13 protein-coding genes are annotated in these 14,387 nt (G+C 64.9%); 4 read left to right on the top strand and 9 right to left on the bottom strand.

The features are described 5' to 3' along the window. Positions 1-99 precede the first annotated feature (99 nt). Together OKW44_RS19185 and OKW44_RS19180 are read left to right on the top strand one after the other, a co-directional pair. On the top strand, positions 100-468 hold the full coding sequence (locus OKW44_RS19185) for a hypothetical protein (protein ID WP_018417783.1): 369 nt from the start codon (positions 100-102) through the stop codon (positions 466-468). Positions 469-543: 75 nt separating this feature from the next. Beyond that, positions 544-792, top strand: a complete 249-nt coding sequence (locus tag OKW44_RS19180; protein ID WP_026225344.1) for a hypothetical protein — start codon at positions 544-546, stop codon at positions 790-792. Positions 793-837: 45 nt separating this feature from the next. Here the strand turns inward: OKW44_RS19180 and OKW44_RS19175 are convergent, their stop codons facing one another. From OKW44_RS19175 to OKW44_RS19160, 4 genes are all read right to left on the bottom strand, one after another. Then, on the bottom strand, positions 838-2,220 hold the full coding sequence (locus tag OKW44_RS19175) for an MFS transporter (protein ID WP_018417781.1): 1,383 nt from the start codon (positions 2,218-2,220) through the stop codon (positions 838-840). Between the two features lie 171 nt (positions 2,221-2,391). Continuing rightward, positions 2,392-2,730, bottom strand: a complete 339-nt coding sequence (locus OKW44_RS19170) for an NIPSNAP family protein (RefSeq protein ID WP_018417780.1) — start codon at positions 2,728-2,730, stop codon at positions 2,392-2,394. After that, positions 2,727-4,514 carry an FAD-dependent oxidoreductase gene (locus OKW44_RS19165; protein ID WP_018417779.1) on the bottom strand — a complete coding sequence of 596 codons (1,788 nt, stop codon included), beginning with the start codon at positions 4,512-4,514 and terminating at the stop codon, positions 2,727-2,729. The genes OKW44_RS19170 and OKW44_RS19165 overlap by 4 nt, the downstream gene beginning before the upstream one ends. A gap of 10 nt (positions 4,515-4,524) precedes the next feature. After that, positions 4,525-5,409, bottom strand: a complete 885-nt coding sequence (locus tag OKW44_RS19160; RefSeq protein ID WP_018417778.1) for an SDR family NAD(P)-dependent oxidoreductase — start codon at positions 5,407-5,409, stop codon at positions 4,525-4,527. 179 nt (positions 5,410-5,588) lie between these two features. On the opposite strand from OKW44_RS19160, the gene OKW44_RS19155 reads away from it, so the two are divergent. Next, positions 5,589-6,479, top strand: a complete 891-nt coding sequence (locus OKW44_RS19155) for a helix-turn-helix domain-containing protein (RefSeq protein WP_018417777.1) — start codon at positions 5,589-5,591, stop codon at positions 6,477-6,479. 35 nt (positions 6,480-6,514) lie between these two features. On the opposite strand, the gene OKW44_RS19150 is transcribed toward OKW44_RS19155, so the two are convergent. Both OKW44_RS19150 and ilvA read right to left on the bottom strand, forming a co-directional pair. Continuing rightward, on the bottom strand, positions 6,515-7,705 hold the full coding sequence (locus OKW44_RS19150; protein WP_018417776.1) for a 4-hydroxybenzoate 3-monooxygenase: 1,191 nt from the start codon (positions 7,703-7,705) through the stop codon (positions 6,515-6,517). 238 nt (positions 7,706-7,943) lie between these two features. Beyond that, positions 7,944-9,530 carry a threonine ammonia-lyase, biosynthetic gene (ilvA, locus tag OKW44_RS19145; RefSeq protein WP_018417775.1) on the bottom strand — a complete coding sequence of 529 codons (1,587 nt, stop codon included), beginning with the start codon at positions 9,528-9,530 and terminating at the stop codon, positions 7,944-7,946. A 101-nt stretch (positions 9,531-9,631) separates the two neighbouring features. On the opposite strand from ilvA, the gene OKW44_RS19140 reads away from it, so the two are divergent. Beyond that, entirely contained in the window at positions 9,632-9,913 is a 282-nt protein-coding gene (locus tag OKW44_RS19140; protein ID WP_162633877.1) for a hypothetical protein, read from the top strand. Here the strand turns inward: OKW44_RS19140 and OKW44_RS19135 are convergent. From OKW44_RS19135 to OKW44_RS19125, 3 genes are all read right to left on the bottom strand, one after another. Next, a complete protein-coding gene (locus tag OKW44_RS19135) occupies positions 9,885-11,150 on the bottom strand; it encodes a virulence factor family protein (RefSeq protein ID WP_018417773.1) in 1,266 nt (421 codons plus the stop codon). The genes OKW44_RS19140 and OKW44_RS19135 overlap by 29 nt on opposite strands. Beyond that, positions 11,147-13,738, bottom strand: coding sequence for a bifunctional lysylphosphatidylglycerol flippase/synthetase MprF (gene mprF, locus OKW44_RS19130; RefSeq protein ID WP_018417772.1), 2,592 nt, complete (start codon positions 13,736-13,738; stop codon positions 11,147-11,149). Before mprF ends, OKW44_RS19135 begins: the two co-directional genes overlap by 4 nt. 445 nt (positions 13,739-14,183) lie before the next feature. Continuing rightward, positions 14,184-14,327, bottom strand: coding sequence for a hypothetical protein (locus OKW44_RS19125; protein WP_018417771.1), 144 nt, complete (start codon positions 14,325-14,327; stop codon positions 14,184-14,186). Between the last annotated feature and the right edge of the window lie 60 nt (positions 14,328-14,387).

Genomic DNA, 14,387 nt, shown 5'->3' with positions numbered 1-14,387 from the left:
TGACCACTACTACGAACGTTATTGATCGGGCCATCACGCGCAGTAGGTGCGCGTCCGGCTCGCACTCCATCACAGACATCCAAACAACAGAGAACAATCATGAGTCTTTCACGCAACCGCTGGGTATCGTTGACCGTCGTCGCGGGTCTCGCGATCGGCGCATCGACGGCCGCTTTCGCGCACGTCGATGTCGGCGTGAACATCGGCGTGCCGGGCATCGCGGTCGCGCCTGCGCCCGTCTATGTGCAGCCCGCGCCCGTCTATGCGCCTGCGCCGCCTCCCGCGGTCATAGTCGCTCCGGGCTGGTACGGCGAACGCTACTACGATGGTCATCGCTATTGGGAGCGTCGCGAGTGGGAGCGTCATCACGACGAATGGCGCGATGCACGCGGACCGCACGGCGACTGGCACGACAACGGCTGGCACGGTCATGGTCATGACCATGACGATCGCGGGCATGACCATTGACAGACGGCAGGTGGCGTCCATCGCGCCAACGTGTCGCGCCTGCATTCGCGCCACCCCTTTGACAGGAGCGACGACGTGCTACGCAATGATCCGAGACGAGTAACCGCGCAGGTCGACGGCGCGCACATTTGCGCCGAATACAGCGAGCTGACCGGCCAGCTGTGCCTGCGCCAGGACGGCACGCTGGTGCGCGAATGGTTTCCACCGCATTCGTGGATGGCGATCGCGTCGGTGGCCGGCGCGCGCCACTGGGGCACGCGGCCAACCGACGACGAATTGCTCGCGCTGCTGCACAACGAAATGGCGTTGCTGCGCGCGTCCTGAGCGGTCGCGCGTTGTTCGAGCGTAGCGGCACGCCCGACGCCGCGCTCATTCGATCGCTATGGCGCCGACGTTTTCATCGACCGGTGCGTGATCGAGCGGCTCGCGCCGCATCACCAGTACCACCCCGCCCGCCGCGATCACGGCCGGCACCGCGAGCAGGCTGAACACCGCGCCGAACTGCCAGCCGAGCCCCATCAACGCCGCACCGACGAGCGCGCCCGCCACGCCGCCGACGCGGCCGATTCCCAGCATCCACGCCACGCCCGTCGCGCGCGCCCGGGTCGGGTAGAAGCTTGCCGCGAGCGCCGACATCGACGTGACCGCGCTGGTCGCGACCGTGCCGGTCAGGAAGATCAGCGTCCCGAGCCAGACCTGATGGCCGACGCCCCGCCCGACCAGCAACACGAGCGCGCCGACGAGGACGTAGGTGAACGCGATCACGCGATGCCCGGCGAAGCGATCCATCACCCAGCCGACGCACAGATTGCCGAGGATGCCCCCGAGCGGAAACAGCGACGTCATCAACGCGGCCTTTTCACCGGAGAAGCCGGTGTCCTTGAACAGCGTCGGCAGCCAGTTGGTCAGCAGATAGTAAATCAGTAGCCCCATGAAATAGGCGAGCCACAGCATTACTGTGCCGAAGCGGTAGCGCGCCGACAGGATGATCGCGAGCGCCCATTGCGAACGTGCGTCGCCGGTATTACGGCGCACGTCGACTGCGAAAAAACGGCATCCGTCGAAGCGGTCGTGGGGCGCGATGCGTTGCAGGATTCGCGCGATCCGTTGATCGGCGCGCTTACGCACCGCGAGAAATTGCGCCGATTCGGGCAGAAACAATATCAACATCACGCTAAGCACGAGCGGACCGGCGCCGCCGGCGACCAGCACGCTCGGCCAGCCGAAATGCGGAATCAGCCATGCGGATGCGAGACCGCCGATCGCGAGACCGCCTGAAAAGCCGCAGAACATCGCATTGACGGCGACCGCGCGAATCCGCGCGGGTGCGTACTCGGACATTAGCGTGACCGCGTTGGGCATCGCCGCGCCGAGACCGAGGCCGGTGAAAAAGCGCAGCAAGGTCAGCGATTCGATCGAGCTCGCGCGGGCCGCCGCGAGACTCCACAGCCCGAAGAAGAACACCGACAGCACTAGCACCGTCTTGCGTCCGATACGGTCCGCGCAGGGGCCGGCCGCGAGCGCGCCGATGCCGAGTCCCACCAGCGCCGCGCTCATCACCGGGCCGAGCGCGCTGCGCGCGATACCCCACTGCTGCACGAGCGACGGCGCAATGAAGCCGACCGCGGCGGTGTCGAAACCGTCGGCGGCGACGACCAGAAAGCACAGCACCAGAATCGTCCATTGAAACGGCGAGAAGCGCTGTCCATCGATAAGGGCCTGCACGTCTACACTGCGTTCGGAGCGGCTCATGTGCGTGCTCCTTTCAGCTTGTTCATGGCGATGTCTCCTTGAGATGAAGGTGTGTTTTCTTATTGTTCGAATTGCTGTTCAACACGCGGACGCCGCGACGGTGGTCGCGACCGTGTTTGCGAGCGTCGCGCTGTCCGTTCGTTCATGCCTGTCTCCTCCTCGAACGGGCGGCTAGCGCAGCATCGTCAGCGTCCTGAAGTCGACTCGCCTGATGATGCGGCTTTCCTGCGCGACGATCAGATGCGCGGACGCCTGCAGATACGCGGGCCACTCGGGATCGGCATCGCGCGCGGTGCGGCGCTGGTCGTAGTCGCCGATGCTCTCGTAGCCCCACAGATGCACGACCTGGTTCAGCGCGCCGATATCGCTCATGTAAAAGCCGACTGGCGCGCCCAGATACTTGAGCTGAATCGGCATCGCGAGCCGGTCGAAAACGTCGATGAACTCCGCCATGCCGCGCGGACGGATCGTGTAGATGCGATGATCGACGAAAGGTTTGCCCTGGCTCATGTGCCGCTCCTCAATACGGTTTCGACTGCGCGGGTGTCCGCGTTGCTTGCGCTCTTCGCGCTGTTTGCGCTTTCGACGCTCACGCCCGCGAGATGACGACCGGTGATATAGCCGAACGTCATGATCGGCCCGAGCGTGATCCCCGCGCCTGGATAGTTGCCGCCCATCACGCTCGCGCGATCGTTGCCGACCGCGTACAGGCCGCCGATCGGTGCGCCTTTCACGTCGAGCACTTCACCGGTCATGTTCGTCGAGATGCCGTCGAAGGTGCCGAGATCGCCCATCACGACCTTCAGCGCGTAGTACGGACCGTCGCCGATCGGCGCGACGCACGGGTTCGGCTGGTGCTCCGGGTCTCCCAGATAGCGATTGAACGATGTCGTGCCGCGGCCGAATTCGCGATCCTCGCCACGCACCGCGTCGGCGTTGTAGCGCTTCACGGTCGCCTCGAGCGCCGTGCCGTCGAGACCGGCGTTGCGCGCGAGTTCCGCGAGCGTGCGGCCCTTGCTCAGATAGCCCTTGCGCAGCAGCGGGCCGAGCGGCACGGGCGCCGGCTTCGCATAACCGAGCCCGTATTTGCGGATCGTCGCGTGATCGCAGATCAGCCACATCGCGGTTTCGCGTTCGTTCGCGCAGGCCTCGATCATCGCGGCACCCACGTCGTGATACGAATTCGCTTCGTTGGTGAAGCGCTTGCCCGCGCGCGTCACGCCGATCACGCCAGGCTTGTAGCGATCCACCAGATGCGGAAACACACCGACGCTGCCGTCGCTCATCGGCACGCGCGACACCGGCATCCATGCGGCGGGCTGCGGATAACGGATCGTCACCTGCGCACCGAGACGTTCGGCCATGCCGACGCCGTCGCCCGTATTGCCGCGCGGCACCGGCGACAGGTGTTCGCCGCCGCGCCGCAGATGCGGATACGCGCGGGCGATCCGCGCGACGTCATGCGAGAAGCCGCCGCACGCGAGCACGACGCCACGTCGCGCGACGATGCGCATCTCGCCTTGCGGTCCGGCGACGAGCGCGCCGGTCACGCTGCCGTTCGTCACGGTCAGCTCGCGAGCGGCCGTGTTCGTATGGATCGGAATGCCGAGATCGAGCGCGGACTTCGCGAGTCGCGCGGCGAGCGCGTTACCGCTCGTGATCTGCACGCCGCGCCGGTACAGCGCAAGATCCTTCAGATGGCTCGCGAGGCGCTTCGCGACGTACAGCGCGGAGGTGAGCGAACGCGTCGCATTGAAGAAGTGCTTCAGGTCCGCGTTCGACGAGTTGAACATCATGCCGATGAACGTGATCGTCTTCAGCGGCGGGCGCAATCGCGAGATGTCCTGGCCCAGCGCGCGCGCATCGAACGCCGCGGCGACGACCGAGCGGCCAATGTCGATACCACCGCCCACGTTCGGGTGATAGTCGGGATACAGCGTCGGCACGAATTTGACGGCAGTTTCGCGCTCGAAGAAGTCGAGCATCTCTGGGCCCGTGTCGAGAAACGCGTCGACGGCGGCGGCATCGAAGCACGCGCCGGTTTCGTTGCGCATATAGGTCAGCGCCGCTTCGCGCGTATCGCTGACGCCGTTGCTCTTTGCGTGACGGTTGCCCGGAATCCACAGCACACCGCCCGAGAACGCGGTGGTGCCGCCGAAGAACGGCTCCTTCTCGATCACGACGACATCGAGACCGTGTTTGCGCGCGGTGATCGCGGTCGACAGCCCTCCCGCACCCGAACCGATGACGAGCACGTCGCACGTGAGTGTCGCGCCGCGTGTTGCGTTGGTCATGATGGTCTCCTTACGCGCGGACCTGGCGGTCGGCATGGGTGGCTTGCGCGGCCTGGTTGGCTTCGAAGCCGGGACGCGGCACGAGGTCCATCAGCATGGTTTCGAAGCCACCATCGACGACGACTTCGGCGCCGTTCACATAGGCCGCGCGTTCGCTCGCGAGAAATGCGACGACATCGGCGATATCGTTCGGCTCGCCGATCCGCCGGCTCGCCGTCATCGCGCTGCGCCGGCGTTCGATATCGCCGTGCTCGTAGAACGCCGCCGACAGCGGCGTGCGGATCATGCCCGGGCACACGGTATTGCTGCGAATGCCGCGTGGCCCCCACTCCGCCGCGATCTGCTTCGACAGCATCGCGACGCCGGCCTTGCCCGCGCTGTAAGCGCCGCTATAGGTCTGCGGATGATGCGCGGCCACCGACGCGACATGCACGATCGCGCCAGCGCAGCGCTTCAGCATGCGTTGACCGAATTGCTGCGAGCACAGCATGTAGCCGGTCAGATTCACGCGCAGCATCGCGTTCCATGCATCGAGCCCAATCTCTTCGATGCCCCCCGGCCGCAACAGGCCCGCGTTGTTCACGAGCACATCGGCGACGCCGAGGCGCGCTTCGACCTCCGACACCGCGCCGCGCACGCTATCGATGTCGCCGATATCGCAGGCGAGCGCCAGTGCTTCGACACCGCTCGCGTTCAGCGCTTGCGCGACGTCACGGCACTTCTGCTCATCTCGATCGAGCAGCGCCACGCGTGCGCCAGCGTCGCCCAACACCTGAGCAATCGCGCTGCCGATGCCGCCCGCCGCGCCACTCACGACGCAGACGCTGCCTTCGAGCCCGAGCCAGTGTCGCGCGTTGGCGGGTGTGTCGCGCCGCCGATCTCTCCGTTGATTCATTTGCTTAGTCCTCCCGATCTCCATGTTCCCGATCGCGGCGAGCTTAGGTTGGCTGGCTTCACCAAACTGCGTCATTCGACCGCGTCTTCGATGGAAAAAAGTATAGCCACGCGGTTCGGGACGAAATTGGACAAAGGCAACGCATCGCAGGACAATTCGAACATTGGAGACAAAACCGCATGAGGAATATCCCTAACTACGATCTGTACGGAGAGTCCGCGCGGCCGCCGTGGTACGACGCGTTCAATTTCGAATGGATCGTCGAGCGCAGTCGTCCGAACGACTGGCATATCGCCGCGCACCGGCACGATGCACTGCTGCAGATTCTCTATATCCGCAGCGGGTCGGGCCACGTGCTGATCGAAAGCGAAAAGCTCACGATCGAAGCGCCATGCCTGATCCTGATTCCAGCGCAAACGGTGCACGGTTTCGTGTTTTTGCCGGAGATCGACGGGCTCGTGATTACAGCCGCGCAGCGCGCGCTGGAGTCGATTTCGAAAGCGGTGTCGCCGGGCCTCGTGCCGGTGCTGCAGCGGCCCGCGCTGATTCCCGTGCGGCCCTCGGTCGGCGAGCGCACGTTGATGCCCTTGTTCGGTTTGCTGGAGCAGGAATTTCGCGGCAGCGCCCGCGGCCATATCGCCGCGGGCATGTCGCTGATGATTGCACTTTTTGTGCAGGTCGCCCGTCTGACCGATGCCGCCTCGAGCGCGGGCGCGAGCGTCAATGACCGGCGCGCCGCGCAGATCAAACGGCTACGCGAACTGATCGCCACGCATGTGCGCGAGCATCTGCCAATCGATTTTTACGCGGAAAAATTGGGGGTGACCGCGGCGCAACTGGCCCGCATCTGTCGTGATGAGCTTGGCCACTCGCCGCTGTCGCTCGTCAACGATCAGTTGATACGCGAGGCGCAGCGCGATCTGGTCTACTCGGGTTCGAGCATCAAACAGATCGCGCATGCGCTCGGTTTCGAAGATGCGGCCTATTTCAGCCGCTATTTCCGCAAGCAGACCGGCGTCACGCCCAAGGAGTTTCAGGCGGCCGCGCATCGGGATCTGTCGATCAATTAGCGATCCCGATGATCGCGCGGTGCTTGCAGTAGCGCTTACAGCTGCGCCTGCATCTGCGCGCCGGCGACGCCGACGTAGTTCTCCGCCAGTACGGTCGCCGCCGTGCGCGACGTCGTCACGTACTCGAGCTCGGCAACCTGCAACTGCTGCTCGAACGCCGAAGCGCCTTCGATACGATGCAGCATGCTGGTCATCCAGTACGAGAAGTGCTCGGCGCGCCAGATGCGCTTGAGCGCGGTTTCGCTGTAACGGTCGAGCAGATCGGCGCGGTTTTCCTTGTAGAACGCGTCGAGCGCCTTGCTGAGCACGTTCACGTCGGCGACCGCGAGGTTCATGCCCTTCGCACCAGTCGGCGGCACGATGTGCGCGGCGTCGCCAGCGAGGAACAGGCGCCCGTATTGCATTGTCGTCGACACGAAGCTGCGCATGCCGACGATGTTCTTCTGAAAGATCTTGCCGTCGATGATCTTGTGGCCTTCGTCCGAATCGGCGCGCGCATGCAGCTCGGCCCAGATGCGATCGTCGGACCAGTTGTCGACCGAGTCCTTCGGATCGCACTGGAAATACATGCGCTGCACGTTCGGCGAGCGCGTGCTGATCAGCGCGAAGCCGCGCTCGTGGCGCGCATAGATCAGCTCTTCCGACGAGGGCGGGCCTTCGCACAGAATGCCGAACCAGCCAAACGGATAGACGCGCTCAAAATCTTTGCGCAGCGTCTGCGGGATCGCCTGGCGCGACACGCCTTGTGAGCCGTCGCAGCCGATCACGAAGTCGCATTGCAGTTCGTCCTCCGCGCCTTCGTGGCGATAGCGGATCGACGGCTTATCGGTATCGATGCCGTGCACCGACGTCTCCGATACGCCGAAACGCAGTTCGGCGCCCGCGGCGACGCGCGCCGCGACTAGATCCTTGATCACTTCGTGCTGGGCATAAACCGTGATCGCATGACCGGTGAGGCCGGTCAGATCGATGCGGCGACGCTTGCCTTCGAACGCGAGTTCGAAACCGTGATGCAGCGCGCCTTCGGCTTTCATGCGTTCGCCGAGACCGGTCTGCGTCAGCAGGTCCATCGTGCCCTGTTCGAGCACGCCGGCGCGAATCGTCGATTCGATCTGATCGCGCGTGCGCGTTTCGAGCACGACCGAGTCGATACCGCGCAAATGAAGCAGATGGGAAAGAAGCAGGCCAGCGGGCCCTGCACCGATGATGCCGACTTGGGTGCGCATGTATGTCTCCTGAATGCGGTGATGAAATTTGCGCTCAGTGTGACGATCGCGACGCCTATCGCGCAACGCGATATGGCGGATAGGCCGTATCGCGTTGCGCGATAGAAGGTGTAAGGCAGGAGCCGGCGCCGTGCGGCTGTTTCGTCCGCAAACACAAGACTGGTGGGTTTTTCCGGCGATTTGCACGACACGCGGCTCGTGCTGCGGCATGGCGTTCCCTCAGGTAAACCCCGATCCGCTAAACGAGCTGCAACTCGCCAAGAAACAGTCGGTAGACGGGATTTTTCGTCTCTTCCCAGCACGGATAGCCGAGCGTTTCGATGAAGCGCTCGAACGCCGCATGGTCGCTCCCGGGCACCTGAATGCCGACCAGAATCGAGCTGTAGTCCGCGCCCTGGTTGCGGTAGTGGAACAGGCTGATGTTCCAGTTCGGCGCCATCGACGACAGGAATCTCATCAGCGCGCCCGGACGCTCGGGAAACTCGAAGCGAAACAGTCGTTCGTCGCGCGCGAGCGGCGAGCGGCCGCCGACCATGTAGCGGATGTGCTGCTTCGACAGTTCGTCGAAGGTCAGGTCGACGGTGGCAAAACCGTGCGCTTCGAAGGCGCCGGCGATCTGCGCCGATTCGCTGCGATTGCGGATCTGCACGCCGACGAAAATATGCGCCGAGTTCGCGTCGGCGATCCGGTAGTTGAACTCGGTGACGCTGCGCGTGCCGAGCAGCTCGCAGAAGCGCCTGAAGCTGCCGCGCTCTTCGGGGATCGTCACCGCGAAGACCGCTTCGCGCGCTTCGCCCACTTCCGCGCGTTCGGCGACGAAGCGCATGCGGTCGAAGTTCATGTTCGCGCCCGACGTGATCGCGATCAGCGTCTGGTTCTCGATGCCTTCCCGTTCGGCATACTGCTTGGCGCCGGCCACCGCGAGCGAGCCCGCCGGTTCGAGCACGCTGCGCGTGTCCTGGAACACGTCCTTGATCGCGGCGCACAGCGCATCGGTGTTCACCAGGAGCACTTCGTCGAGATATTCGCGGCACAGACGGAAGGTCTCTTCGCCGACGAGCTTCACCGCGGTGCCGTCGGAGAACAGGCCCACTTCGTTCAGCGTCACGCGCTCGCCCGCCTGCAACGACGCGGCCATCGCGCACGAATCATCGGTCTGCACGCCGATCACCTTGATCTCGGGGCGCACCGATTTCACGTATGCGGCGACACCGGCCGCGAGACCGCCGCCGCCGATCGGCACGAAGATCGCGTGAATCGGGCCCTGGTGCTGGCTGAGGATTTCCATCGCGACGGTGCCCTGGCCGGCGATCACGTAGGGATCATCAAACGGATGCACGAAGGTCAGGCCGCGCTCTTCCTGCAGCTTGACCGCGTGACCATAGGCGTCGCTATACGACTCACCGAACTGCACGACCTCGACGGTCGGCCCGCCGTGCGTGCGGATCGCGTCGACCTTGAGCTGCGGCGTCGTCACCGGCACAACAATGATCGCCTTCACGCCCATGCGGGCCGCCGACAACGCAACGCCCTGCGCATGATTGCCCGCCGACGCGGTGATCACGCCGCGACTGAGCGCCTCGGCCGGAATATGCGCCATCTTGTTGTATGCGCCGCGCAGCTTGAACGAGAACACCGGCTGATTGTCCTCGCGCTTCAGATAGACCGGGTTGCGCAGCCGCGCCGACAGGTTCGGCGCGCGTTCGAGTTCGGTCTCGCGCGCCACGTCGTAGACGCGCGCGGTCAGGGTCTTTTTCAGGTAGTCATGAGACGGCGCGACGCGCCCGGCCGCTGCGGCGGCCTGTTCGAGTTCGTTTAACAGCACGGCAAGCTCCTGGGTGGCAACATTCGATGCAACAACGCATCAACGGCGATCGACATCGAACGATAGCAATCGCGGCATGTTCGCCAGGAGGCAGGCAGAGAATGAACCTGAAAGCGGACATAAAAAAACCCGCCTCGTTTGGCGGGTTATGTGTGACTGCAAGTCGACGCGCGCTAACCCACCATTCGATGAATGATGCTAATAATCAGCGCAATACGGATGTCGAGGCAGTTCATGTCGGCGATCTTCGTCGACCTGGCAAGCTTTGTCAATCTCCGCGCAGTGCGGCAGTGACACAAAGAAAAACGGGGCGCACCGGCAAGCGCGCCCCCGCTGATGCGATCAACACCGACATCAATCGCGCACGCCGCTGTGCTTTTTGAATGCCGCGAGAATGCGTTGCTCGAGCGCATTGTAATCGTGGCCAAAGTGATGATCGCCGGTGGTGCGGATGACTTCGACGCCGGTCTTGTCGAGCGCCGGACACAGCGTGTCGGCCTCGCTCTTGCCATAGAAGCATTGAACGATCGACGGCGGCACATGCGTCAACTCGGGGCGCACGTTCAGCGCCTTGTCGCTCGCGGGCATGCCGAGCCAGCCGCCGACGCGGATCTGGAAATCGGCGTCAGGCGCGAAGCCTAGCAGCGAGATCAACGACACCTTATCGCGCTGCGCCTGCGGCAGCAGGTTATACGCGAACGGCATCACGTCCGCGCCGAACGAATAGCCGATCAGCGCGATATGCTGCGCGTGCCAGCGTTCGCCATAGGTTTGCATCACCCGCGCGAGATCGCGGCTCGTTTGCGCGGGCGGCTTCTCGCTCCAGAAATAGCGCAGGCTGTCCCAGCCGACGACTGACACGCCATCTTTCTGCAGTGCCTGCGCGATCGTCTTGTCGAGATCGCGCCAGCCGCCATCGCCGGAAATCACGATCGCCATCAAGCCGTTCGGATGCGCGGCCGGCAATTCGATCAGCGGCAGGTCGGACACGTCGTCGGCGCTGGTCGAGACCGGCTGCAAATGCGGCGTCAGCAATGCAACGAGACGCGCGCGATCGGCATTGCCCGTGCTCGCCTTTTCGACGAAGCCCGGCACCTTGTCGCGAATCACGGTCGGGTCGGGCGGACACGGTTCGAAGCGCGCGTCGAGCGTGTGATCGGCGTCGACCGACACCGCGCCCGCGATCGTATTGGACGGCGCCTGCTCGAGCACGTGCATCGCGAGCGTCGCGCCCTGGCCCGTACCCGCGACGATCGGCGCGAAGTAGCGGCTCGACTGCGATTGCCGTTCGAGCTGATGGCTCAGCGCCTCGGCATCGCCTACCAGCTGATGACAGGTTTCCTTTTTCGCGGCAAGGTTGGCCGCGTAGTGCGCGGTATCGACGCCGACCGTCATCGCGCCCGCTTTCGCGAGCGCATCGGCGCTCTGCTGATCGGCTGCGCTCCAGCCGCTTGCCTGCGAATACAGCACGACGAAGCCGCGCAGCGGCCCCTCGGGCTGCGTCACGCGCACGTCGCCATAGCGGCCGCCAGGCACGGTGGTGGTGGCCGCGTGCGCGGGCGCGCCGCAGCTCAGAACGCTCGCCGCAACGGCGAGCCGGAACAACGGATGCAATGTCATGAACGCCGGCCTCCTGCCAGCAGCGACAGGTCCGCGAGCGTGAAGAACACGCCCGAACCGGATGCCGCGAGATAACGCGGCTCCCAGCGCGGCTGGAACTTGCTCTTGAAAGCACGCAGTCCGCGGAAGTTATAGAAGCGGCCGCCGAAGCGCCACACGATGCCGGCCAGCCGATGCCAGCGTGACGCGAGCGGCGTCGGCTGCACGCCGGAGAGCGGCGCAATACCGAGACTGAGCGAGCGGAAACCCGCCTGTTTCAGATGCAGCGCGAGCTGCGTGAACAGATATTCCATCGCATACGGCGACGCGCTTTCGACGTGACGCATCACGCCGACGGTCGCCTCGGTATTCATATCGGTCGTCATGAAAGTCACGAATGCGACCGGCTCGCCGTTCTGGCGCACCAGCATCACCGACTGCGCGGCCAGGTATTCGTCATGGAAAGCCGCGACCGAGAAGCTCTTTTCGCGCGCGTCGCGGCTGTCGAGCCAACCGTCGGAAATGCCGCGCAGCGTTTCGAGCGAGGCCGGCACATGGGCCTGATCGATCACTTCGACGCTAAAGCCGTCGCGCTCGCCGCGCTTGAGCGCATAGCGCAGATGCGCGCGATGCGAGCCCTTCAGATCGAAGTCGTCGAGCACGACGTGCGCTTCCTCGCCGAGCTTCATCAGCGTGAGGCCAGCGTCGAGATACAGCGGCAGCGCATTCGCGCGCACCTGGTAGAACGCGGCGCGACCGCCATGTGCATGCGCGAGCGCGACGAACTTGCTGATGAGACCCGCCCACTCTTCGCGCGGCCCCACCGGATCGTGCAACGCGGCCCACGTGCGGCCGTATTTCGCGTACATCAGGAACGCCTCGCGCGACTCCGAAAACAGGAAGCTCTTGTCGCCCATCAATGCGAGACCGGCATCGCTGCGTTCCTGCGCGCGCACGATGCGCGCGGCGTCGTGCAGATCTTCGGGCGCCGGCTTCACGAAGCGGCCCGGCGCCGGACGCAGCAATTGCCAGAACGAGAAGGTCGCGGCGAACACGCTCGCAGCGAGCGTCGCGCGCAGCGCGCGCGGCGCGCGCTCGTCGAACGCGAATTGCCACCACAGATCGCCCGTGTATGGCACGTCACGGAAAGCGAACAGCATGACCCACGTCGCGAGCATCAGCACCATCGCGACCGACACGAGCCAGCCGGCCGTGAAACGCTCCGCAAACAGCGACGAATGACGGTTGAAGCGCTTGCGCGTCGCGAGCAGCAGCACGATCAGCATGCCGAGCACACCGGCTTCGACGAACGCGAGACCCTTGGTCAGCGACAGCGCGAGGCTCAGCAACGCGAGCGCGAGCGTCATCCACCATGCCGCATCGAGCCGCCGCAGCAGGCCGCGCGCGACGAACAGCAGCAGCACGCCGAGCACGCTGCATAGCATCTGCGAGCTTTCGAGCACCCACAGCGGCACCAGGTCGCGCAGCATATGAATGCGCTGCCAGAACGCCGGCGTCGCGCTCGAAATGACCAGCATCCCGCCGACCACGAACGTGACGAGGCTCAGAAACAGCGGCGCGAGTTCCGACACGCGCTCCGCCTGCAACATCGACAGACGATTCTTCAGCGCGCGCCCCTCGAAGCCCGCGAGCAGCGCCGCGGAGACGATCAGCGGCACGCCGAAATAGATCGCGCGATAGGCGAGCAGCGCGGCGACCATCTGATGCATCTGCACGCTGCCGCTCAGCGTGAACACCATCGCCGCTTCGAACACACCAACGCCGCCGGGCGTATGGCCAATCAGGCCTAGCAGCAGCGCGGCCGCGTAGACGGTGATGAAGCCGACGAAGCTCACGTTCGCGTGCGGCAGCAATGCCCACAACGCGAGGCCCGCGGCGACCACGTCGAGCACCGCCAGCGCAACCTGCGCGAGCAGATCGCGGCGCGCGGGAATATCGAACGAGAGCCACTGCCAGCGCGTGCGGATCGGCCGGGTTTGCCGACGGCACGCGGCCGCGGCGAGCGCCAGCGCGAGCAGCAGCGCAGCGCCGCTCCAGCGCAGCGCGACTGGCGACACATGCAGCATCGGCGCGAGCTGGCCTGCCATGCAGACCATGCCCAGCGCGGTCATCAACACGAGGGCGAGCGCGAGCGACACGCTCGTAAACACCGTCATGCGGCCGATCTGCGCGGGCGTGATGTTCGCGACGCCGTACACGCGAGCGCGCACCGCTCCGCCTGTCAGCGCGCCGAAACCGGTCGCATTGCCGAGCGCCGAACCGGCCGTCGCGCCGACCCACAGCGCCGCGCGCGGCACGCTCGCGCCGAGATAGCGCAGGCCGACCGCGTCGCGCCCGACCAACGCGACGTAGCTGAGCGCGGTCGCGCCGAGCGCGCCGATCCACTCGCGCGCCGAGAGCTGGCGCAGTTCGCGGATCACCGAACGGTAATTCACCGCCTCGGACAGATGCTGCAGCACGAGCAGCAGCAGCCCGCAAATGACGAGCGCGAGCACGGACGACAGCAGGCCCCGGCTGCCAAGCGCTTTCGATGCACGGCCGAGCAGCGCGGGGAGGCGCTCGAAGCTGTGTTGAAGTCGGTGGAACATGGTCAATGCGGGCCTTGCGAGGAGCGGTCGCGGCAACGGGTCGTCACGCGCGGCGTCGCCTGTGGCGGCGATTACAAAGTGATAACGGCAAAACGTGCAAAAGGTTGACAGCATTAGCAATTTTGCTGTCGATTCACTTGCGCGGCGCGCGTCAAAAGAGCGCGATTGTAATGCTTCCTCGCGTGATGCGAGGCATCGGGCCGGCGCGACCGCGGCATCAAGATCACGGCTGGGCGTGCCGTAATCAGTAGCGGAAGCACGATATCAGGAAGGAAACGGCGCTGGCAGCCCGGAATTGGCTGACGGCGGGCGTCTATCTGGTGGGACTGGGGAGCCGACTCGCTGAATGTGCTCCGCTTGACGGGGCCAGAAAGCACAATGCCCGCTACTCGAGCGGGCATTGACACGACAGCCGCGGCTTGGGGCCCGCGGGCACCCTCCGCGTTTAGTTCGGGCGACGGTACGCTTCGGCGATCACTGCGCAGTTCTGCAGATGCAGGTTCAGCGCATGCAGCGCCAGCGCGCGCAGCTTGCCGAAGAACGTGTTGGCAGCGGGGGTGGAACGGACGACATTCGATGCGGTATTCATGGCGACTCCTTATCAGGGTTTATACCTACGCAATAACCCCAATTATAGCGATCTCGTGCC

Source organism: Paraburkholderia lebeckiae, assembly GCF_050436325.1.
Lineage (GTDB): Bacteria > Pseudomonadota > Gammaproteobacteria > Burkholderiales > Burkholderiaceae > Paraburkholderia > Paraburkholderia tuberum.
The sequence above is the reverse complement of the archived record's forward strand: the minus strand, read 5'-3'. Positions and strand labels throughout refer to the sequence as shown.

What these genes read in the sequence shown, in the direction of transcription:
- OKW44_RS19185 (WP_018417783.1), top strand. Translation starts at nt 100, where the DNA reads ATGAGTCTTTCACGCAACCGCTGGGTATCGTTGACCGTCGTCGCGGGT.
- OKW44_RS19175 (WP_018417781.1), bottom strand. Translation starts at nt 2,220, where the DNA reads ATGAGCCGCTCCGAACGCAGTGTAGACGTGCAGGCCCTTATCGATGGA.
- OKW44_RS19170 (WP_018417780.1), bottom strand. Translation starts at nt 2,730, where the DNA reads ATGAGCCAGGGCAAACCTTTCGTCGATCATCGCATCTACACGATCCGT.
- OKW44_RS19165 (WP_018417779.1), bottom strand. Translation starts at nt 4,514, where the DNA reads ATGACCAACGCAACACGCGGCGCGACACTCACGTGCGACGTGCTCGTC.
- OKW44_RS19160 (WP_018417778.1), bottom strand. Translation starts at nt 5,409, where the DNA reads ATGAATCAACGGAGAGATCGGCGGCGCGACACACCCGCCAACGCGCGA.
- OKW44_RS19155 (WP_018417777.1), top strand. Translation starts at nt 5,589, where the DNA reads ATGAGGAATATCCCTAACTACGATCTGTACGGAGAGTCCGCGCGGCCG.
- OKW44_RS19150 (WP_018417776.1), bottom strand. Translation starts at nt 7,705, where the DNA reads ATGCGCACCCAAGTCGGCATCATCGGTGCAGGGCCCGCTGGCCTGCTT.
- OKW44_RS19140 (WP_162633877.1), top strand. Translation starts at nt 9,632, where the DNA reads ATGAACCTGAAAGCGGACATAAAAAAACCCGCCTCGTTTGGCGGGTTA.
- OKW44_RS19135 (WP_018417773.1), bottom strand. Translation starts at nt 11,150, where the DNA reads ATGACATTGCATCCGTTGTTCCGGCTCGCCGTTGCGGCGAGCGTTCTG.
- mprF (WP_018417772.1), bottom strand. Translation starts at nt 13,738, where the DNA reads ATGTTCCACCGACTTCAACACAGCTTCGAGCGCCTCCCCGCGCTGCTC.
- OKW44_RS19125 (WP_018417771.1), bottom strand. Translation starts at nt 14,327, where the DNA reads ATGAATACCGCATCGAATGTCGTCCGTTCCACCCCCGCTGCCAACACG.